This window comes from Pedobacter sp. B4419, from assembly GCF_059693725.1.
The window spans coordinates 1,797,849-1,820,217 of record NZ_JCASSL010000002.1 but is presented as its reverse complement, the minus strand read 5'-3'; the positions used below and the strand labels follow the sequence as shown (position 1 = coordinate 1,820,217).

The window sequence follows — 22,369 nt, the reverse complement described above, 5'->3', positions numbered from 1 at the left end:
CGCCCGAAATTCGGGCGACCTTTTTATTTAATTTGTACATTCGTTTATCGATTCTCCGTAAAATCGAGAAAGGGTGCAGGTGTACCGGTAATCAAATTCCCTCTAAGCGTGAAGGTATACAGACGCTCCTTAAACAAAGAGGTAGCAGCTCTTGAAACAACTTTGCCACTGGCCTGATCAATCAATCGCAATGAATATGGGCCTTGTTTAATAGGAATGTATGCCGAAGCATTCTTATATGCAATCCCTGTGATTGGAGTCGTTACAATAGTTACTGCAGGCGTAGTTGGCGTAGCCGGAATGGTTAGGGTAAGCTCCAAAGACAAGGTACTGGTGTTATGTCCGGGATTTACCAAACGAATATACGCAATTGAGGTATCAGGTGCCGGCAGATTATCCTCAATGATAAATGCATCCGATTTCTTTGTCGTATAGTCATAAATCCCACTGGTGTAGAAGCTATAGTTTTTGCCACTTACTACATCTTTGGTTACGCTGGCAATCTCAATAGAAGGACCTTGGCCTGTTGCATTGTTTACCGGCATCGTACTAGGGGTTACCGCCCTGAAAACCACTTTGCCTTCTGGCGCTAAAGAGTAGCCTCTTAATGGCACCAATCCGCCAAATGCGGTTCCGGTTGCTGCTTCTGCACCACTTGTTGAAGAAGTGGCTGCAGTTTTTGAATCGTTCGCATAAAAATTGATCGATGGTGCGTTGATCGCAAAGTTATAGTATTTGAACTGTGCGCCAGAGTAGGGAACAGTAATATCTACTACGGCATTTTTCTTACATGAAGCAACCACAATAAGCATTGCTACAATACAAACTGGGATTAAAAATATATTCTTTTTCATCATCTTTGAATTAAGGTTTAATAGCAATCCAAATTGGAATTGTAGCATAATCTAATTGTTTCAATCCTATCTTGTTTAAAGCTTCGATATTCCAAGTAAATTCAGAATCGTAGCGTGGGCGTAGGCGATAAACCGGTTTAAGGTTGTTATCAGCGAAAAGCCTGTCTGGCGCTGGAATTGCAAAGCCTTTAAAAACCTGTTTTGAAGGATCTTCTGGGTCTAGGTCTGTATAATGGTATCTTCTCAAGTCAGACCATGTTTCTAACAAGCCCCAGCCCCATAACGCAATGTACTTTTGGCTCATGATATCGCTCAGTTTCAAATTCGTTGCAACCGTTGGCAATAGGGCTGTCACAAAAGTGCTTTTCTCCGTTGCCGAGATTTGCGTTACGGTAGTATTACCGGCCTCGGCATTTGCCTGATTGACGAAATCAATATGTGCCTCGATGCCTTTCTTATAAGCATCTAGCGCAGTAACCTTATCGCCTTTTTTGTAGGCCGCTTCTGCTTTCACAAACTGCAATTCAGAAAAGGTTACTACTGGGAAGGTTGACTTGTCATTAAAAATATAATTGGCTGTTTGGCCAGTGCCAGAGGTTGTACTGCCCCAAAGCGTTAAGGTAGGTCTCTGCGCAGTAGTTAGCGTGCCATATCCAAATGTTGGATCCAAACCATATACATTTCCGTCTGTAGATGGAAAAAGCAGTCTTTTTAACCTTGGATCTACTACACCGCCAAATTGGGTGCCGTTCATTAGGTTTACAAAGAAATTCGTTTGTCTTACCGTAGTGATATTGCCACGTATTGGACTAAAAAAGTTAGCCGATGTAGAAAGAGGCAAGGCTGTAAATTTAAGTTTGGCATTGTCTGTATTGCTCGCCAAAGAAAGATCTACAAGTGTAATGATCTCATCTGGTTTGTACAGCGAAGGCTTATTGCTCAAATGATTCATGGCAATTGCCTTTAATCCATAAGCCAACTTTAGCCATTTTAACCTATCGCCGTTGTAAAACATATCATTAGCTCCAATATAGGCCTGGTTTACGGCACCATCGGTACGTTTTAAATTTTCAATGGCTTTGTCTAGCAAGCGAAGGATCTCTACATATACGTCTTCTTGCGAGTCATAATCAAATGTAGTGCGTGATCTGTCAAAAGCCTGTTTCAAGATGATCTCTCCATGTTGATCTGTACAATGTAACCACCCAAATGCTTTGATGGTATAACCTATACCTAACAGGTCCCAGCGTTGTTGCTGCTCAGAAAGAGTCATCATGTCGATGAGGTTATACCCTAATAAAAAGTACACCGTTCTCCAAAGTTCTCCACCATTATTGCTACCAGTTCCCCAGGCATAGCCTTGCTTATCATAGGTATCATTAGCGGTTACTTCAGCCCAATTCTGGATATATTTCGCTGTATAACGGCCATCCCACTGTTGTGAAAATACAAAATTGGTGAGCATAGGTGCCAAATACAAATTAGGCGACACCGTTTCTGGCCCATTCGGATTTTTATTTACATCTAGCCATTTTTTACATCCTGAAGCAGAGAGCAGGACTAGAATGGCAGTTAAACTATATATAAATTTTTTCATTTTAATTCTGATTTAATTTCAATTTTTTACAAGCCAATTCTTACACCAAAATTAATTCCTAAAGAAGTTGGGAAGTTACCAAAATCTATACCCATACCACCAGAACCTACAGTTGCAGCATTATTGCCATTGGCAATAGGATCCGCTCCCGAATAGTTAGTAATTAAGAAAACATCAGTAGCTGTTGCAAAAAAAGAAGCCGATTTAATAAATTTCTGTCTGGCTAAAAGTTCGCTTGACAATGCATAAGACAAGGTGATATCCCTCATTCTTATCCAATTGATATTTCTCTCAATGAACAATTCTTCGCTTATTCCAGAATAGTATCTGTTATCATAATATGGATTAACAACAATGTTATTTACAGTAGGTTTTGCTGTATTTTCAAGTCCATCTTGCAATACGCCTTTAATTACTCTAGGCGTTTCCCGGTCCAATGTTCTGTTTGATAAGCCTCTTACGGTTAAATAATGTTCAGTGGCATTTAACACATCGCCACCTTTGCGGAAATCTATCAAGAACGACAACCTGAAATTTTTATAAGAAAACTCGTTGGTTAAACCCAAAGTCCAATCTGGCCAGCGGTCGGTTCCATTAGAGATATAAGAAGTAGATCTTAGTGGAAGCCCTGTTCCAGGACTAATCAAAATCTCTCCAGCATTATTCCTCAAATAGAAGTTACCTGTAAATTGTGTTAATGGTTGCCCAGGTGTTGCACCTGCCCTAACCGCTCCATACAGCCAAGTATCAGAGTTGTAAGATTCAGGCAGATCTCTAGGCAATGAAATCAATTTTGATCTAGACAAGTCAAAGTTGGCAATCACATTCCAAGAGAAGTTTTTGTTAACAATTGGTTTTCCGGTTAATAATACCTCATAACCATGGTTTTCTGTATTACCACCATTCAAATCGGTCAAAACAAATCCGGTACCATAACTCGCTCTGATATCCCTAACAATCTGTTCGTCTGTTTTCTTTCTATAATAAGTGAACTCCACGTTTAACCTGCTATTCAAGAAAGAAAGGTCGGCACCAAATTCATATGAAGTTGCAATCTCTGGTTTCAAGCCCTGATTTGGACCGGTGAAGCCATAGCGATAACCACCTCCAGATAAATTTTCGTATTGTAGGGCAGTATAAATTTTGTACGGCCTAGCATCTCTACCTACCTGCGCAATACTGGCTCTTAATTTACCATAATTAAGAATTTTCTTTAAGCCTTCGAGGCCTCTTAAATCTGTAAAGTTGAAACTGGTAGATAAAGAAGGGTAGAAAAACGAGTTATTTGCAATTGGCAAAGTAGAGCTCCAGTCATTTCTTCCGGTAGCAGTCAAATAAACCAATTTGTTATAATTTAACTGTACCTGGCCATATACAGACGCTATTCTTCTTTGCGCAATTGTACTCAATGCCCTTCTTAAATCTGTATTGTTGATTGATGCAAAATCAGGCTCTAAGAATTTCTCGCCATAGGCACCCAATGATCTTGAATCTTCTGATTTAATCTCTGCACCAACAAGCGCATTTAAGCCTATTTTAGGCAAAACTTCTTTTTTATAGTTTACAAAAGAGTTCACATTGATGTTTCGCGTGTTTTGCTTAAGTTGATCAAAAGCTCCACCTCTAGCAGATGCATACCAGCTCTCTGGATGCAAAACATTTTCACTTTGGAAAGAGTTGATATCAAAACCCAATCTTGTAGTAAATGTAAAGTCTTTTATTGGCGTCAAGATCAAACTGGTACTTGCAAAAACACGATTATTCTCATCATTAGCAGAGTTCTTATTGATATTGAAGTAAGGGTTGTCGATCTCTGTGCTGTTAGCCAATCCTGGGAAAATCCTTCTTCTGGTACCTGCGTTTGTCAAGTAGTTTTTGGCATCGTCTGTTCTTGGCCAAATCAATAAGCCAATTAGCGGACCGCCAGCACCTTTATAAACCTTGTCGTTCTGAGAATAGCTATAGGTAAGTGAAAGGTCTATTTTGAACCAATTGTTTAAGGTAGCAGTTGAAGAACCTGTTAAGGTAAAACGATCATAGCTGGTATTAGGTATTGCTCCGTTTTGTTGATTGTAGGTGGTCGAAATCCTGTAAGTAGCTTTATCAGAGCCACCTTCAAAAGACAAATTGTGCTTTTGGGTCAAGGCTGTTTTAAAGAAACCGTCTACGTTATCATAAATTTTTGTTCCTGCAGGATATTTAGGGCCAAAATAAGATACAGTAGCAACATCACCAATACCATTGGCACCAAGACTATATACATCTTGAACGTTTGGAACAGTAGTTACCTGATCAATCCTGAAGCTATTGCTGTAATTGATACGGCCTTCACCTGCCTTACCTCTTTTGGTAGTGATGATAATTGCACCATTCGCCGCATCGATACCATAAAGCGCAGCCGCCTCTGGGCCCTTCAATACAGTGATGTCTTCAATATCTTCTGCACTAAAATCGGATGACCTGTTGGTAAAATCGACAGCCCGATTTTCTAAAGAGCTATTCGTAGCCATACTCGATGCAAAATTTGCAGTATTCAATGTACTGTTATCAGAAGGTATACCATCAATCACAATCAGAGGCTGATTGCTACTGTTAATTGAACTGATACCCCTTAACATGATAGTGCTTGATGCGCCTGGTACGCCAGAAGTACTATTGATAGTTAAACCGGCCACACGCCCTTGCAAACCATTAATAAAGTTTTCCCTTTGTGTTTGGGCTACCTCAGACCCTTTAACCGATTGGATAGAGGCACCTGTGGCACGCTTATCATCCTTGATACCCAAAGCTCCAGTAATCTTTACCTCCGATAATTGGTTTGCATCAGGCTTTAACACCACATCAATGGCATTAGCAGTACCTACTGTAATTTCTTGAGGTATGTTCCCAATAAAGCTGAATACCAGCACTTGGCCTGGAGCCACCTTGATAGAATAAACGCCATCGGATGAGGTACTCACCCCTCCTGCCTGACCTTTAATCTTAACCGATGCACCAGGAAGTGGCAACCTGTCGTCATCTAATACTTTTCCCGTAACCGTCTTCTGTTGCGCAAACGTTTGAGTAACGCAAACAATTATGGCCACGAAAAGCAAAAGTAGTTTTCTTTTCATAAAAGCTAATTTGGTTAATAATTTAAGTTTTGTTTGTTGTTGGTTTTGGCTTTGTTAAAACACGCAGTAAAACGCAAAATAACAATTGTCAAGTAAATATGATAAATGTTTTTCAGTAAAAAAAGAAAATAAGTAACTATTTAGATACTTTTTAGCAAACTTTTATTGCATAAAACTGCAAAAACCCGCAAGATATTTCTATTTTTATTATATTAGTATTCCTACAACCCCAACCTATACTTTTAAACAAGTAGGTAGTTGGGACTTAAAAAGTGTCTTACCCTTGGTTGGACATTTTAAAATAACACCAAAGTGGAGGAACGCACATTGCTTCACCTTAAACTAAATAAATAGACTTGGCATTTTTAAACACACCATTAACCAATCAGTAAAGAAGGCACACCTAACAACCGCTAAACCCCTATGTTAAAAAAAGAAAGACACGATCTGATTATGCGCCAAATCAATCTGCATAACCGCGTACTTACCTCAGACCTTGTACAGCTCCTTAACGTTTCTGAAGACACCATAAGAAGAGACCTTCAGGAAATGTCTGACGAAAACCAGCTCTATAAAGTGCATGGAGGGGCGCTATCTAAATCATACCACTCTTCTTTTGATGATAGCGATGTTTATGCCAAGGAAACCAAAACGAACATTGCCCAGAAAGCCATCTCCCTGATCAAAGACGGAATGGTGGTTTTAACAGGAGGCGGAACTACCATTATAGAGTTGGTCAAACACCTTCCAGAAAAACTACAAGCCACGTTTTTTACCATAAGTCCGCTGGTAGCGGTAGAACTGGCCAAATACCCTAAAATAGAAGTGATTTTAATTGGCGGTCTTTTTTCTAAAAACTCGAGGATCACCTACGGTGGCCATGTCATCAACCAGCTTTCGGAAATCAATGCCGACCTCTGCCTTTTGGGCACCAGCGCCATTCATCCCACAGATGGGTTAACCGATACCGATTGGGAAATCAACCAACTCAAGAAAACCATGTTGGGCTCATCGGGAAAATCGGCCGTACTCTGTATTTCGGAGAAGCTGAATATTTCCTTAAAAATAAAGGTAGCCTCGCTAGAGAACATCAGCTATTTGATAACCGAACTGGATCCAACCGATAGCAAGCTTGAAAATTACCACGCCAAAGGCCTGCAGATATTATAACGAAAGTTGCTACAAATAATTCCTAAGCAAAAAGGCTCCCGATTTGATCGGGAGCCTTTTTTGTTATTGAATAAAATATTACCACCCTGCTGTTTGGGTAAGCTTAAATCCTTTTTGTTGATATTGCACGATTTGCGATTGTCCAACAGGCGCCAAGTATGCCCGATCGGTAAACGCGTTTCTGTTTGCTGCGCTTTCTACCATCCAAAAACCTACCATATCAACGGCATTGCTACCGTTGTAGGTGACAATGGTTCCATCGGCTTTTTTAACTCGCACTTTGTTTATATAAGCTGCAGTAAGGTAACTTGGCGCTTCGGTTTGAAGATTTACCCATGGACCCAAGAGATAGTCGGGATTGGTACCGAAATTCATATACTGCAGTTTCTTCCAACGCTTCAAATCCAGCAATCTGGTATGCTCAAACAAAAACTCCATTCTTCGCTCCCTGCGGATTTCCCAAATGAGTTCAGGCACATCTGCATCGCGCAAAGGATCACCTGGAAAGCTACCTATAGTTAAATGCGCAGTTTTTTGCACGCCTTTTCTAATGGCGTCTGCATCTAATGGGCGGTCACGAATAGCATTAACTGATTTGTCTAAATCGGCTTGTGAAACTGAAGGTCCTGCAAAATATTCTGCAAGCACTGCTTTGGCTTCAATCCAGTTTAATACCACTTCTGCCAAGCGCATTACTGGCGCATCGCTGGTATTGGTATTGCTGCCCCATGCAGGCGGATAGGTTTTGCCGATAAAAGTAATCGCCTCTCTTGATGCAAACTTATACCCATATAATAAGGTAGTCGAAGTTGTTAAGGCCTTGTCAATAAACGAGGCTTCAAAGCGTGGATCGCGAGTTTTAACCAGATCGGCTATGGCGAACGTCTTGGCCCCAACTAAGTCCGAATTTTGCCAAACTTTGCCATCGCTAGTCAAGAAAGATTTAACCAGCACCAAATTGGCATCTACCCCTACGGTTTCTGTTCCATTGCTATAAGAACCAATGGAATGGGTTACGGTCAAGGCCGCATCATAAGCCCTGTACAGCAATACTTCTGGGTGGCCAGCTAGGCTTTCTGAGGTGAACAAAGATTTGAAATCACGCCCAAAGCTCCATTTTCCACTGTTCATCACATAATCGCCTGCCTCTACCGCAAACTCCAAATATTTCTTTGCGCGGGCGGCATCTAAACCATGGTAATGCTGATAAGTTCCTTCAAACAACATAAACCTAGAAATATAGGCCGCAGCGATGTACCTGTTTAAAAATTGCGCTCCATCGTTTTCGCGCATATTGGCCATCACAAACTTGAAGTCGTCATACACCTTGTCCATAACCACGCCTCTGTTGTCGCGATCTTTATATAAAGCAGGCAAATCAGTTTCCGCTATCACTTTATCATAGTAAGGCACATCACCAAACACGCTTACCAGGCGGCTATACTCATATCCCCTAAAAAAACGGGCAACCGCAGACCAATGCTTGTAAGCATCAGCCGAAAGGTTTGGTTTGGTTACGTTATCCAAGCGGTCAATGAAAATATTTGCTTTTCTTACCCAAGAAAAATTCCAAGTTGGCCCTGCATAAGTACCCAACCAATCGGCTGTTTCAGTGGTAGCGCCCCTAGAAGCAGGTACGCTGCTTTCGAAGTTGGCCTGAACGTTTCTGCCCGTTACATCGTCAGAAAAGTTATAGCCTCTTAAGGGCGCATAGTCTAGCGTAAACCCGGTATTATAGCCATTGAAATAACTGGTATAAAATCCATTCCCATACAAGCGTATGTCGTCTTCGTTTCGCCAAAATTTATCATCTAGGTAACTAGTTACAGGCGGGCGGTCTAACACATCTTTATTACAAGAAGCAAATAAGAGGATTGCTGCAGCTAAGCTGTATATATGTTTAAAATATTTCATCTCTTTATTTTTTAGAAATTTAATTGAACACCAAATGAGACGCTTTTAAAAGTAGGGATGCCTGTACCCGTACGGCCTGCATTGTAATTGCTGGTATCGAACATCGAATAGCCATTAATCGCTTCCGGGTCAATCGGCAAATCGCCCAAATGATCCCAAGTAATGATATTCTCCAGAGACATATAAACCCTTAACGAGCCGATGTATGCCTTTTTAACTACCGATTGTGGCAAAGTATAGCCTACCGTTACGTTTTTAAGCCTTAAATAAGCCATGTTCAACAGGTACCTGTCTTGAATTTGCATGTTGTTGGCATTATTGCTGGCTCCATTGTTATAAGCTGCCGGATAAAATGCCCCTGTATTTTGCGGCGTCCAATAATCATCGGCAAATGCGGCAGGTATGGCACCATCAGAAGAGTTATAGCCAGGAATGGCCAAGAAGCCATTACCCCAAATCTGGCGCTTAGCTACCCCTTGGAAAAAGGCGCTTACATCAAATCCTTTGTAATCGGCTCCAAGCCTAAACCCATATTCGTATCTTGGGGTAGAGTTTCCGATTTTCTCCAAATCGCCATGGTCATTTAACAAGGCATTGCCATTGCTGATTTCGCCATCGCCATTGAGGTCTCTAAACTTCACGTCGCCGGGCCCAAACATAAAATTGGCATTGGTTTGCAAAAAGGGCTGATAAACAGGTTTAGCCCCATTTACGCTTTTCAACTTATATGCTTTTTTACCTGCATTCAACTTGCTTTCTGCCGCTGTTAGCGTAATTACCTGTGGCTTGCCAGCAGCATCTAATTCAAAATCGTCCATTTGATACAACCTATCTGTTCTGTAGCCCCAGATTTCACCAATATCTTTACCCACATAGTTATCATTCACCCCTTGGAGCGTACCATATTTGGTAATCACCGATTTGGCATCAGAAACATTAGCCCTTACATTGATGCCTAAACCATTTTCAAATTTGTGGTTAAAATCGAGAGCCAACTCCCATCCTCTTGTTCTCAACGAACCAAAATTACTTTGGGGTGCACCTGTACCAAAAGTAGTAGGTATGCCCTCTTCAGGTACAATAGCATTGTTTGTATTTCGCTGATAAAGATCAAATGTCAGATTTAGCTTACCATTAAAAAATCCAGCGTCAATACCAAAATTCGCAGTTACAATATCCTGCCAAGTTATACTTCCCGAAACAGCATTAGGCGTTCCAACATAACTTACCTTGGCTCCCGATCCGCCAATCCAATTGGTTAAGCCACCAGTCATGGTAGAGACATATAAATTATTCGGTACCGTTTGATCGCCAATCGAGCCCCATGAACCTCTGATTTTCAATAACGACAAGGCTGGCTTAGACCATTTCATAAATTCTTCCTCACTAGCTACCCAACCTGCCGAGAACGACGGAAACCACCTCCACCATAAATCAGAAGGGAATTTTGATGAGCCATCATAGCGAATATTACCTTCAAAGAGGTACTTGTTTTTATATGCATAGTTTACACGGCCAAAGTAGCCCAATTGCGCTTCCTGGTATTTATCTCCGCCACCCGTAGTTGTTCCTACCGCAAAATTAAACTGGGGATTAAAAATATCCGTCAGATTGGTAATCTGGGTAAACTGCGATTCGGTATTGGCGGCCACCCTGTTCAAACCCAAGATAAACTTGAAGTCGTGGTCTTGGTTTAAATTAAGGTTGTAAGTGGTAAAAGCGTTGATGGTATGGCTGTTGAAATTTTCTGCCGATCTAAAGAAATGATCAGGATTGGAACCTGCTGCAGTATAAGTGTCGAGCGAAAGATCGTAAGCTGCAATGGCACCACTTGTACCCGCCGGTACCACTTGACCTTCTGAATTTACATAAATCTGGTTTCCACCAGCATCAAGCCTCAATTTTGGCGCAACCCACGAGTTTCTTGCGGTATATCTTGTACCTGGTCTTTTCCAATTCTGCTCCTGGTTAGAGAAGGTATAATCGAAATCTACTTTCCAGTTCTTGAGGATGTTTACCGTGGTTCCCAAATTTACATTCATGTAGTTTTGGAGAATATTCGCTGTGTTGGCCGCTGATGCTTCGCTGGCCGGGCTACGGATAGGATCTCCATTTTCGTCATTACCCAATGGATAAAGTGAGCTCCAACGGTAAAGGTATAGCCATGGATCGGCCGCTGTAGAGTTGGTTACATAAGGGTATTCCTTATTCCTTCTCGAGTAAATTGCTCCCCCACGCACCGTTACGAACTTGTTTAATTCGCTGCTTACCCTTAAAGAAGCATTGTAACGTGTAAATTGGTCAGATTTGGCTGGCTTCATCATACCGCTTTGGTCTAGCGCAGCCAAACCGATATTATAAGATGTTTTTCCGGTTGTACCACCTATAGACAAGTTATGCTGCTGGGTAGGCGCCCACTCTTTCACCATCATATCGTAGGGATTATAAGTCCTGATCCCCATTTTATTGCCATTCTGCACAAACCAGTCCCTACCAAAAACAGTTGGGTCATCCGGTCCAATAGTGTTTCCGTATTTTTCTTGCCAAGCATAGATTTTTTCTAAGCTGGCGCGATCTACCTGATAAAATGCACCAACTGGGGTAAAAGTTCCAACGCGTTCGGCTGCATCTACCGAATATTTCAGCGCATTTGCTTCTCCCATCTTCAACTCCTTCCATGGATTTTGAAAAGAGAAGTTATTGGTATAAGTAATCGCTGCCTTATCTGTGGCAGAACCTTTCTTGGTCGTGATCAACACCACACCAAACGCAGCTTTAGCACCATAAATGGAAGCCGCGGCAGCATCTTTCAGTAAGGTAATCGATTCGATATCGTTAGGGTTAACCAGCTGGATACTCGGGATCTCTACGTTGTCTAATAAAATCAACGGAGCTGAACCGCCTCTGAACGAGCCTATTTGGCCCCTAATTTTAATAATTGGATCTGAACCAACCTCCCCACTCGGAATAGTTACGCTCAAACCTGGCGCAGCACCCTGTAATGCCCTTCCCGCATCGGCAATAGGTCTCGCCTGCAAGGTTTTTGCCACGTCAATCGAAGTAACGGCACCGGTTAGGTTTGCTTTTCGTTGCGTACCATAACCCACCACTACTACAGCATCCAGGGCTTTACTGTCTGAAACCAGGCTTGCATTGATTACCTTATCGGCACCAATGGTTTTTTCTTGGGTAACATAACCTACGTAAGAAATTGCAATGACATCGCCAGCACTGGCTTTGATCTGATACATACCAGAAGGGTCGGTCTGGACAACGATAGCCGTTGTTTTGTTTTTCACAGAAGCTCCTGGAATGGGCAACCCGTCTTCTGCAGAAGTTACCTTACCAGTAACCGTAATTTGCTGGGCCATTACCTGCATGGCCAACAAAAAAGCACCCAAAAACAGCATGAGTAGTTTTTTTTTCATAAAAGCTAATTTCGTTAGAGATTTAAGTCTTATTTTGTGCTGGATTGGGTATTGCTAAAACACGCAAGAATACGCAAAACAACAACCGTCAAGTAAATATCATAAATGTTTTTGAGTAAAAAAAGAAAAAATGGTGTTGATTTTGAGGTTTTTCGAGCCACATTGTTGCATAAAACCGCAAAAACCCGCACCACGTTCATATTTGTAAATCAGTATTCCAAATAGCTATATTGCATTATGTTGAAAAAAGAGAGACATGACTTGATCATGCGCCAAATCAACCTGCACAACAGGGTACTCACCTCTGACCTGGTGCAGTTGCTGAATGTTTCTGAAGACACTATCAGAAGAGATCTTCAGGAACTGTCAGATGAGAATCTATTGTACAAGGTTCATGGTGGTGCTTTGTCTAAATCGTACCATTCTTCTTTTGATGACAGCACCGTATATGCGAAGGATGCTAAAATCAGTATTGCCAAAAAGGCCATTTCCTTAATTAAAGACGGCATGATGGTGGTAACTGGAGGCGGAACTACCATTATCGAACTGGCCAAACAGCTCCCAGAAAACCTAGAAGCTACTTTTTTCACCATCAGCCCCTTGGTAGCCGTGGAGTTGGCCAAATACCCTAAAATAGAAGTGATTTTGATAGGCGGCCTGTTTTCTAAGAACTCGCAGGTTACTTATGGCGGGCATGTCATTAGCCAATTGTCTGAAATCAATGCTGATTTATGTCTGATGGGAACCAGCGCCATGCACCCTCAAGATGGCCTTACCGATACAGATTGGGAAATCAACCAGCTCAAAAAGACCATGCTTAGCTGTTCCAGAAGATCGGCTGTGCTCTGTATTTCAGAAAAACTGAATATTTCTTTGCGGCTAAAAGTAGCCCCAGTTGAAAATATAGACTATTTAATTACCGAATTAGAACCAAAAGATCCTCAACTGGCCAATTACAGCGCCAAATCGGTGCAGATTTTATAGTTTTAGCCAGGCAAGCATATCTTGCCCATACAAACAGAAGGCACTCCTTCTCTTTTCCCAAAGTCGATTGGCTGGCCAGCTAATGTTTCATTGGCCAATAGTGCAAACAACACCGCTTCTTTTGCATCGGGGTTAATAGCCAGTTGGTCTGTTGTGCTAAATTCGCCGTTCGGCAATCCTTCTTTTAACAATTGCACTAGCAAGGGGTTGTGCATCCCGCCACCGCTCATGATCACTTTAGGATGTGGCACCGATTCCATGGTCTTTTCAATCGCATTAATAATTCCATTGGCCGAAAAACGGCAAAGGGTAGCCAATACATCTTCATGGCTTAAACTAAGGGTATTGCTTTGTGCTTGGGCTTTTGACAAATAAGCCAAATTGAACAATTCGGGACCTGTGGTTTTAGGAAAATCGGCACCGAAGAATTGATTGTCAAGCAAGGCATTTAATAATTGCGGATTTACTTGCCCAGCTTTTGCAAGGGTGGCATCTTCATCATAATACAAACCTGGGTAGTGAAGCTGCACGTACTGATCCATTAGGGTATTGCCTGGCCCAACGTCTGTAGAAAAGACCTTGCTGGCATCTTTATCTCCAGGTAGGTAGGTGAAATTGGAAATCCCACCCATGTTCAGCATTACCCGATCTTCACCTTCGGCAGAAAAAACAAGGTAATCGCCATACACGGCTAAAGGGGCGCCTTCGCCTCCGGCAGCCAGGTGTTTCTGCCTAAAATCGGCTAGGGTAATTATTCCTGTTTTAACTGCAATATGGTCGCCATCGCCTATTTGCAAGGTAGCATTTGGATAGCCTGCCTGGCCATGCAAAGATTTTGGCGCATGAAAAATGGTTTGCCCATGGCTGGCAATGGCATCTACCTCTTCTGGCTGAAGCCCCCATTGTGCCAAAGCATCTAAAATCATTTCGGCATGTTTTAAGCCAATCAGTTCATTTAGCAGGCATACCTTTTCCAGATCGGCATCTTTTCTAGAGAATATGGCTTTTACATCGGCCTTAAAATCATTGTCATAAGACAAAGTCATGAAATTAAGCAAGGTAACCTCGGTAGCTCTCCCACTATTTTTGCACAAGCAAAGGGCAATATCAAGGCCATCAAGGGAAGTTCCAGACATGAGGCCAATAATTTTGCGTTCTTGCTGCTGGGCGATATGATAAAGACGGGCGATATGTGGGTTCATCTCTTTATTTTTTGTTTTTAGCTGTCGGATGGGGCCTTTGATGATTAAAAAATTATTGTTTAATCATGCTGGGCCATGACATCAAATTTCAATAAAGGTAATTAGCGCAAACGTATTCGCAGAAATTTTGTCACGCTTTTTAAAAATACTCTATATATTTACTGCTCCGTTCACTAAACAACACAGATTAATGGCAAGATTAAATCTTTTAGAAGAAACGAGGTTCGAAAAACTACCTGTTACCGTATTTAAAACCCCGAAAGAAGCATCCTTAAGCGTAGCCAATCGCATTGCCACGCTCATTAAGGATAAACAAAAAAACAACTTACCGGCCGTTTTAGGCCTTGCAACCGGCGCCACGCCTATTCGCGTTTATGCCGAGCTGGTTCGCCTGCACAAAGAAGAAGGTTTAAGTTTTAAAAATGTAATTACCTTCAACTTGGATGAGTATTATCCGATGCAACCCAATGCAGCGCAGAGCTATGTAACTTTCATGAACGAAAACTTGTTCGATCATATCGATATCGACAAGAAGAATGTGCATATTCCTGACGGCACTTTAAAATTGGAAGAAATTCCCGCATTTTGCTTAGAATACGAAAGAAAAATTGGAGAATTGGGTGGTTTGGATATTCAGATCTTAGGTATCGGACGTACAGGTCACATTGGTTTTAACGAGCCGGGTTCTGCGCCAAATTCAGGAACTCGTTTAGTTACTTTAGATGATTTGACCCGTAGAGATGCGGCCAGGGATTTCGGTGGCAAATCTTTCGTGCCCACCAAAGCCATTACCATGGGTATCGGCACCATTTTCAAAGCCCGCGAGATTGTACTCATGGCTTGGAACAAGAAAAAAGCACCAATTATCAAAAAAGCGGTAGAAGGCGAAATGTCTAGCGACGTGCCGGCTACTTACCTGCAGCTTTCTGATAATGTAGAATTTATCCTAGACGAAGATGCGGCTTGCCTGTTAACCAGGTTTGATACGCCTTGGTTGGTTAAAGATTGCGTTTGGGATGATCGCTTGACCCGAAAAGCTGTAATCTGGCTAGCCAATACTCTGGGCAAACCTATTTTAAAGTTAACAGAAGACGATTTCAACAATAATGGCATGGCACAGCTAGCCTTAGAAAAAGGGCCGGTTTACAATATCAATATCCATATTTTCAACAAACTGCAGCATACCATTACCGGATGGCCGGGTGGCAAGCCTAATGCAGACGATAGCCAGAGGCCTGAAAGAGCTGAACCTGCGAAGAAAAGAGTAGTGATCTTCTCTCCACATCCTGATGATGACGTGATTTCTATGGGCGGTACTTTTATCCGTTTGGTTGATCAGCAACATGATGTACACGTAGCTTACCAAACTTCTGGCAACACCGCCGTTTGGGATGACGATGCCTTGCGTTTTGTAGAGTTCAACATCGATTTTTCTGAGAAGATGGGCATTGCTCAACCAGAAATGAAAGAAGTTTACAGCGAAATGCGCAAATTCATTGAGCAAAAACAACCGAATCAGGTAGATACCCCAGAAATTCAAAGCGTAAAGGGTTTGATCAGAAAGGGAGAAGCAATTGCCGGTGCACGTTACTGCGGATTGGAAGATGACCATATTCATTTTATGGCTCTGCCTTTCTATGAAAGCGGAAAAAACCAAAAAAACCCGGTAACAGAAGCAGATGTGGTATTAACCATGGAATTGCTTCAAAAAATCAAGCCTCAACAGGTTTTTGCGGCAGGCGATTTTGAAGATCCACATGGCACGCATATTGTTTGTTTCAACATAATTCTTGAAGCCCTTAAACGTTTGCAAAAAACAGAAGATTGGGTAAAAGACTGCTGGTTGTGGATGTATCGTGGTGCTTGGCTCGAGTTCGAAACCTACGAAATTGAAATGGCGGTTCCATTGAGCCCTCAAGAGGTAGAACGCAAGAAATTCGCCATTTTTAAGCACCAATCGCAAAAAGACAGGGCAGTATTTCCTGGCGATGATGCCAGAGAATTTTGGCAAAGGGCCGAAGACAGAAACAGGGAAACTGCAAAAGCCTATGACGATTTGGGCTTAGCCGATTACGAAGCCATGGAAGCTTTTGTGAGATATAAGTTTTAGATTTTCTGCTAGAAACATTTCTAGTTCACCAGCATCCGAAGTATAAGTTGCCAGCAGCAGCTAAAACTTCGGATGTTTTTTTTGGAATTTATTCTATATTAGTTCTCGATCTCCTTATCTGTAAATTTCAAAAAATGGAAACTAAACCCCAGCGGCTATTATCGCTTGATTTTTTTCGTGGCCTTACGGTAGCCACCATGATCTTAGTTAACAACCCTGGCGATTGGGGCCATATTTATGCGCCACTAGAACATGCCGAATGGAATGGCTGTACCCCTACCGATCTTGTATTTCCCTTTTTCCTTTTTATAGTGGGCGTTTCCATTGCTTATGCCATGGGGAGCAAAAAAAATGATGCAACAACCCATGGACAACTCATCAAAAAAGCCTTTAGGCGAATGGTTATCTTATTTGGTTTAGGCTTTATATTGGCAATCTTCCCAAGAAACTTTAGCGATTTTAACTTGATCGAATCATTAAAACATGTACGTATACCTGGTGTATTGCAACGCATCGCGGTGGTTTTCTTTGTCTCAACGCTGATTTTCCTCAAACAATCTGAAAAGGGGATTTTCAGGACCATTATCTTGCTGCTTATTGGTTATTGGGCAGTAATGATGTTTGTTCCGGTACCGGGATTTGGTCCTGCCAATTTAGAAAAGGAAACTAATTTAGGTGCTTGGCTCGACCGTACGTTGTTAACAGAAGCTCATTTGTGGAAGTCGGCTAAAACCTGGGACCCTGAAGGCATTTTGAGTACCATCCCAGCCATAGGCACCTGTTTATTTGGGGTTTTGGTGGGCCTCTACCTCAAACGCAAAGATGTAGAAGCTGGCCAAAAAGTGGCTTGGCTGTTTTCCATCGGCACCTTGTGCGTAATGGCAGGCTTGCTTTGGGATTTGGAATTTCCCATCAACAAACAATTATGGACGAGCTCTTATGTGCTGTATACCGGCGGATTGGCGACTATTGGCTTGGCGCTTTCCTATTGGATTATAGATGTAAACCAATACAACCGTTTTACCAAACCTTTTGTGGTTTATGGCGTAAATGCCATTACGGTATTTTTCTTAACCGGATTAACGCCTCGCTTGTTCAATATGATCAAAATAGAAACGGCTGATGGCGACAAAATGGGTGCGCTGAGCTGGTTTTATCAGCATTTTTTTCCGCCTTATTTTTCGCCGGTCAATGCATCTTTGGCTTACGCCATTGTTTTTATTCTCTTTTGGTACCTTATCCTTTGGATCATGTACAAGAAGAATATTATTATCAAGGTGTAACTATTGAGGCCAAAACAAGACTAATGTAATAAACGCGTTACGCTAACTAAATTTATGAAACAAGCTATGAAAAACCGCCAGCAAATTTTGGCATGGGGTTTAGCGGCATTCTTCCTTGCCCAACCTGCAATTGCCCAGCAAAAGGCCCCTGTTAAAAAGGCTACAGTAGCCAAGGCAGTCTTAAAACCATCCCCTGGCGCAACTATTCCAAATGACCCCAATGTAAAAATCGGGAAATTGGCCAATGGGTTAACCTATTATATCCGCAAAAATACCGAACCTAAGAAAAGAGCCGAGCTTTACCTGGCCAACAAAATAGGTTCTTTAATGGAAAACGACGACCAGCAAGGTTTGGCGCACTTTACAGAGCATATGGCCTTTAACGGCACCAAAGATTTCCCAAAAAACGAGATGATCAACTACCTGCAAAAGGCTGGTGTTCGTTTCGGTGCCGATCTGAACGCCTATACCGGCTTTAATCAAACGGTTTATCAATTGCCAATTCCTACAGATAGTGCTGAGGTTTTTAAAACCGGCTTCAAAATTCTAGCCAACTGGGCAGGAAAAGTAAGCATGAACGGTACCGACATCGACAGCGAAAGAGGCGTAATTGTTGAGGAAGACAGGCAGCGAGGCAAAAATGCGCAACAAAGAATGAGCAATCAGTTATTGCCTTTTCTTTTGGCCAATTCTCGCTATGCCAACAGAATCCCAATTGGCAAAGTAGACATCTTAAACAACTTTACCCACGACAAAATCCGTTCATTCTATGCAGATTGGTACAGACCAAACCTGCAAGCAGTTATTGCCGTAGGCGATTTTGATATAAATGAAGTGGAGAATTTGATCAAAGCAAATTTCTCAGAGCTCAGCAACCCTAAAAATGCCAAGCCTCGTCAAAATTATGATCTGCCCGACAATGTGCAACCTTTGGTAAAAATCGTAACCGATAAAGAACAGCCTTATAACGTGGCGCAGGTGATTTATAAACATCATGAAGGGCCAACGAAGACCACAGTCGATTTCAAAAACGACCTGATCCAAAGCATGATTAACAACATGTTGGGTGCCCGTTTGCAAGAAATTACACAAAAAGGCAATGCTCCCTTCCTATTTGCACAAAGTGTTTATGCACCTTATCAAAATGGATTGGTTTGGGGCGTAAATGCCTTTCAAACTATAGCTGTGGCTAAAACAGCTGGAGGATTAGCCGATGCCTTAAAAGCGGCACTTGCCGAGAATGAGCGCATGGCCAAATTCGGCTTTACCAGCAGCGAGCTCGAAACCGTAAAGAAAAAGGTAGAAGCAGGCATAGAAAAGCAATACAAAGAAAAAGACAAAACCAAATCTGCAGTTTATGTAAATCAATATTTGGAGAATTTCTTAACCGGAGCAAGTATGCCATCGGCAGATTACAATTACGCCGAAACAAAGAAATTACTCCAAAGCCTAACCTTAGCAGAAGTAAATGCGATCGCAAAGACCCTGGTTACCAAAACCAATCAGATCATTGTGGTACAGGCGCCAGAAAAAGAAGCTAAAGATTTGCCAACAGAGGCACAATTGCTGGCCGTATTGAAGAATGCAGGCAACAATGTTACTCCTTATGTAGACAATACCGTTAACAAGCCCTTATTGGCTAAAACGCCTACAGCAGGCAAGATTGTTAGCGAAAGCAAAAACGATAAGGTGGGCATTACCAGCTTAACCTTAAGCAATGGTGTAAAAGTGGTGCTTAAGCCAACGGATTTTAAAAACGACCAGGTCCTTTTTTATTCTTTTGCTAAAGGGGGTTCTTCATTGGCTAGCGATAACGATTTTCAATCGGCCGAAAACGCAAACCTGATTGGCCAAAGCGGCGTTGGCGAATTTAATCCAACCCAATTGACCAAATACTTGGCTGGAAAAGCTGTATCCACGAATACATACATCAACTCAGAATACCAAGGCTTCTCTGGAAACAGTTCTCCAAAAGATCTGGAAACCGCTTTTCAGTTAATTTATGCCTATGCGACCAATCCGCGTAAAGACACTGAGATTTTTAACAAGAACATCAGCGATTTTAAGGTAATCACTGCCAACAAAAACAGCAGTCCAACCAGTGTATATGCTGATACCGTACAAGCAGTATTGGCCAACTACCACAAACGAGGCATGCCAACTACCCTGCAAGACATTGATAAAATTTCTTTAGATAAAGCTTTTGCCTTCTATAAAGATCGCTTTGCTGATGCTAGCGGACAAACCTTTGTTTTTGTAGGAAACTTTGATGTAGAAAAAATCAAACCTTTCATTACTACCTATCTAGCCAGCTTGCCTGCACTCAACAAAAACGAGAACTTTGTAGACCTTGGCATCAATCCACCAAAGGGAAAAGTAAGCAAAACCGTTTATAAAGGCCTTGAAGACAAAGCCACTGTACAATTGTTCCTTCATGGAGATTATGACTACAATGTAGACAACAATACACAGCTAGACGCCTTAAAAGCTGCATTGGAAATCAAAATCCTAGAGCGTTTGCGCGAGAAAGAAAGCGGTGTATATAGCCCGAATGTTGAGCTGAGCGTACAAAAATATCCATCGGCACATTATTACTTCACCATTTCATTCAATTGCGCCAAAGCTAATGTAGATAAGCTGATCAACGCGGCTTTGGACGAGGTGAACTCATTTAGACAAAATGGTGCTACCGAAGACGATATTAAGAAGTTCAAATCTGAAGAATTGAGACAGGAAGAACTGAGCTTAAGAGAAAATGGATTTTGGCTCAACTATTTAGCAAACCGCTTAAAATATGGCGACAACGTTGAACAATTATTAAGCGATAAAGACAGGATCAACGGTGTAACCGTAGGCAGTACCAAAACAGCTGCACAAAAATATTTAAGCGGCGACAACTATATCCGCTTGGTATTGGTTCCAGAAAAATAAGTCATTAACAAAGAGGCGCATATATCATTATGCGCCTCTTCTTTTTAAACCATCTGTCATTTGCAGATAGGTGCCTCATTAAATCAACTGGCCGCCAAAGGCGAAATTAAAGCCTTACTTCTCTAAGCCAGATTTCGATTGTATACCCACTGGGCCACTCGGCTCGCTTTCATTCTTTAAACGATCTAATGCTGTTACCAAATAATTGTAACGCTTGCCTTTCTCGGCATTGGTATCTAGGTAAAAGGTATAATCTTCAAAACTTACGTGTATAATGTTCTTCGCATCCAATACCGAAATCTTTTCGCCTTCTTCAAAACGGTAAATCACGTAGCCCGAAGCCGTTTCGCCGTCTTTTGCTTTTAAAGGCTTTACCCATTTGAGGTTTACGCCATCAGCTTGTGCTTCTGCAGTCAAATTCTGTGGCTGATTAGGCTCCACATCGTCGAGCCAAGGCATTTGAGGTGGCAATGCCGGATATTTATATAAATCGGTTCTCAGCGAATCGGCAACCGCCCTGGCTACGGTAGAAAGCGATTTAGAGCTAAAGAACACGCTGCCCTGTACCCTATTATTCGCCCTCATGTACCTGATCTGATTTGGAATTTCACTGAGCTTGCCCCAGGCGGCTTCCTGCCTTGAAGGCATGCCATGCACCAGGTAAGCGGCTTGGCCAATATACAAGTGCCTGCCAAAGGAGTTATTGCTCCACCAATCGAGCAAGACCCCAAAAGGCGCGGCCTGGCGACTAAACGTAAAATAAATCTGCGGATTGATATAATCTACCCAACCCTCTTTAACCCATTTTCTAGAGTCGGCATAGAGTTCGCCATAGTTAGATAGGCCATTGGTTTTAGAACCAAGCGTATCTTCCCTAAAATTACGCCAGATGCCAAAAGGACTGACCCCAAACTTCACATATTTCTTGTAGTAATGAACACTGTCGTTCACCATCTTAATCAGCATGTCTACATTGTTGCGGCGCCAATCGTCTATTTTGGTAAAGCCGTTCGGGTATTTGGCAAAAGTGGCACTGTCTTTTATCGTTTGTCCCGCTATGCGGTAAGGATAGAAATAATCATCAAAATGTACCCCATCAATATCATAGCCTTTAACCACGTCTAAAATTACCTGCGTAATGTATTCGCGTACTTCTGGCAATCCCGGATCGAACAAGCGCTGACCTCCATAAGTATAAAACAGTTCCGGCCTTTTTTGGGTAATGTGTTCGGCACTGGTTACCGAATTGGCACTCATGGTGGCCCGGTAAGGATTGAACCAGGCATGCAGTTCCATGCCACGTGTATGCGCCTCTTTAATGGCAAATTCCAAAGGATCGTATTCCTGGTTTGGTGCCAGCCCTTGTTTGCCCATCAGCCAATGGCTCCATAATTCTCTCGATTTTGCATAAAGCGCATCTGCAGTGGGCCTGATCTGCAACATTACCGCATTAATTCCGTTCTTTTTATGTTGCTCTAAAATACCTATCAGTTCTTGCTTTTGCTGATCAACAGGCAGGCCTGGTTTAGAAGGCCAATCTATATTGGTAACGGTAGCTACCCACACTCCTCTAAACTCACGTTTTGGAGTAATTTTTGTGGTAGTTTGCGCTGTTAGGGAAAATGAGGTTACTAATGTGAGTAAAAGTACAAGAAAGGGGCTTTTATTCATTATTTGGCTAGGTAATAACAAAAATTGTTCGGTTTAAAATTTGTAGTCGTAAAGGTACACCCTGAGGTTTAACTTTATAGCTAAACGGTTTTTTTTAAAAAATCTGATACAA

Annotated in this window: 12 protein-coding genes; 5 read left to right on the top strand and 7 right to left on the bottom strand. The window is 42.0% G+C overall.

Annotated elements, in window-relative coordinates:
• Positions 1–44: 44 nt before the first annotated feature.
• From AC570H_RS19345 to AC570H_RS19335, 3 genes are read right to left on the bottom strand one after another with little or no spacing between them, the layout of a single operon-like run.
• Entirely contained in the window at positions 45–857 is an 813-nt protein-coding gene (locus AC570H_RS19345; RefSeq protein WP_497357911.1) for a hypothetical protein, read from the bottom strand.
• A gap of 7 nt (positions 858–864) precedes the next feature.
• Positions 865–2,451, bottom strand: coding sequence for a SusD/RagB family nutrient-binding outer membrane lipoprotein (locus AC570H_RS19340; protein WP_497357909.1), 1,587 nt, complete (start codon positions 2,449–2,451; stop codon positions 865–867).
• 26 nt (positions 2,452–2,477) lie between these two features.
• A complete protein-coding gene (locus AC570H_RS19335; protein ID WP_497357907.1) occupies positions 2,478–5,564 on the bottom strand; it encodes a SusC/RagA family TonB-linked outer membrane protein in 3,087 nt (1,028 codons plus the stop codon).
• Between the two features lie 423 nt (positions 5,565–5,987).
• Here AC570H_RS19335 and AC570H_RS19330 point away from each other — a divergent pair, with 423 nt between their 5' ends.
• Positions 5,988–6,734: a DeoR/GlpR family DNA-binding transcription regulator gene (locus tag AC570H_RS19330; protein WP_497357905.1), complete on the top strand. Its 747-nt coding sequence runs from the start codon at positions 5,988–5,990 to the stop codon at positions 6,732–6,734.
• 78 nt (positions 6,735–6,812) lie between these two features.
• On the opposite strand, the gene AC570H_RS19325 is transcribed toward AC570H_RS19330, so the two are convergent.
• Both AC570H_RS19325 and AC570H_RS19320 read right to left on the bottom strand, forming a co-directional pair.
• Positions 6,813–8,648, bottom strand: coding sequence for a RagB/SusD family nutrient uptake outer membrane protein (locus AC570H_RS19325; RefSeq protein ID WP_497357903.1), 1,836 nt, complete (start codon positions 8,646–8,648; stop codon positions 6,813–6,815).
• An 11-nt stretch (positions 8,649–8,659) separates the two neighbouring features.
• The gene (locus AC570H_RS19320) at positions 8,660–12,076 is read right to left on the bottom strand and encodes a SusC/RagA family TonB-linked outer membrane protein (RefSeq protein ID WP_497357901.1); all 3,417 of its coding nucleotides are present in this window, start codon (positions 12,074–12,076) and stop codon (positions 8,660–8,662) included.
• Between the two features lie 237 nt (positions 12,077–12,313).
• On the opposite strand from AC570H_RS19320, the gene AC570H_RS19315 reads away from it, so the two are divergent.
• Positions 12,314–13,060, top strand: coding sequence for a DeoR/GlpR family DNA-binding transcription regulator (locus AC570H_RS19315; protein WP_497357899.1), 747 nt, complete (start codon positions 12,314–12,316; stop codon positions 13,058–13,060).
• 2 nt (positions 13,061–13,062) lie between these two features.
• On the opposite strand, the gene AC570H_RS19310 is transcribed toward AC570H_RS19315, so the two are convergent.
• A complete protein-coding gene (locus AC570H_RS19310; protein ID WP_497357897.1) occupies positions 13,063–14,262 on the bottom strand; it encodes an anhydro-N-acetylmuramic acid kinase in 1,200 nt (399 codons plus the stop codon).
• A gap of 190 nt (positions 14,263–14,452) precedes the next feature.
• On the opposite strand from AC570H_RS19310, the gene nagB reads away from it, so the two are divergent.
• The 3 genes from nagB (at position 14,453) to AC570H_RS19295 (ending at position 20,586) form a co-directional block, all read left to right on the top strand.
• Entirely contained in the window at positions 14,453–16,372 is a 1,920-nt protein-coding gene (nagB, locus tag AC570H_RS19305) for a glucosamine-6-phosphate deaminase (protein ID WP_497357895.1), read from the top strand.
• Between the two features lie 134 nt (positions 16,373–16,506).
• Positions 16,507–17,655, top strand: a complete 1,149-nt coding sequence (locus AC570H_RS19300; protein ID WP_497357893.1) for an acyltransferase family protein — start codon at positions 16,507–16,509, stop codon at positions 17,653–17,655.
• A 54-nt stretch (positions 17,656–17,709) separates the two neighbouring features.
• Positions 17,710–20,586 carry a M16 family metallopeptidase gene (locus tag AC570H_RS19295; RefSeq protein WP_497357891.1) on the top strand — a complete coding sequence of 959 codons (2,877 nt, stop codon included), beginning with the start codon at positions 17,710–17,712 and terminating at the stop codon, positions 20,584–20,586.
• A gap of 114 nt (positions 20,587–20,700) precedes the next feature.
• On the opposite strand, the gene AC570H_RS19290 is transcribed toward AC570H_RS19295, so the two are convergent.
• Positions 20,701–22,257, bottom strand: a complete 1,557-nt coding sequence (locus AC570H_RS19290) for a glycoside hydrolase family 10-like protein (RefSeq protein ID WP_497357889.1) — start codon at positions 22,255–22,257, stop codon at positions 20,701–20,703.
• Positions 22,258–22,369 lie beyond the last annotated feature (112 nt).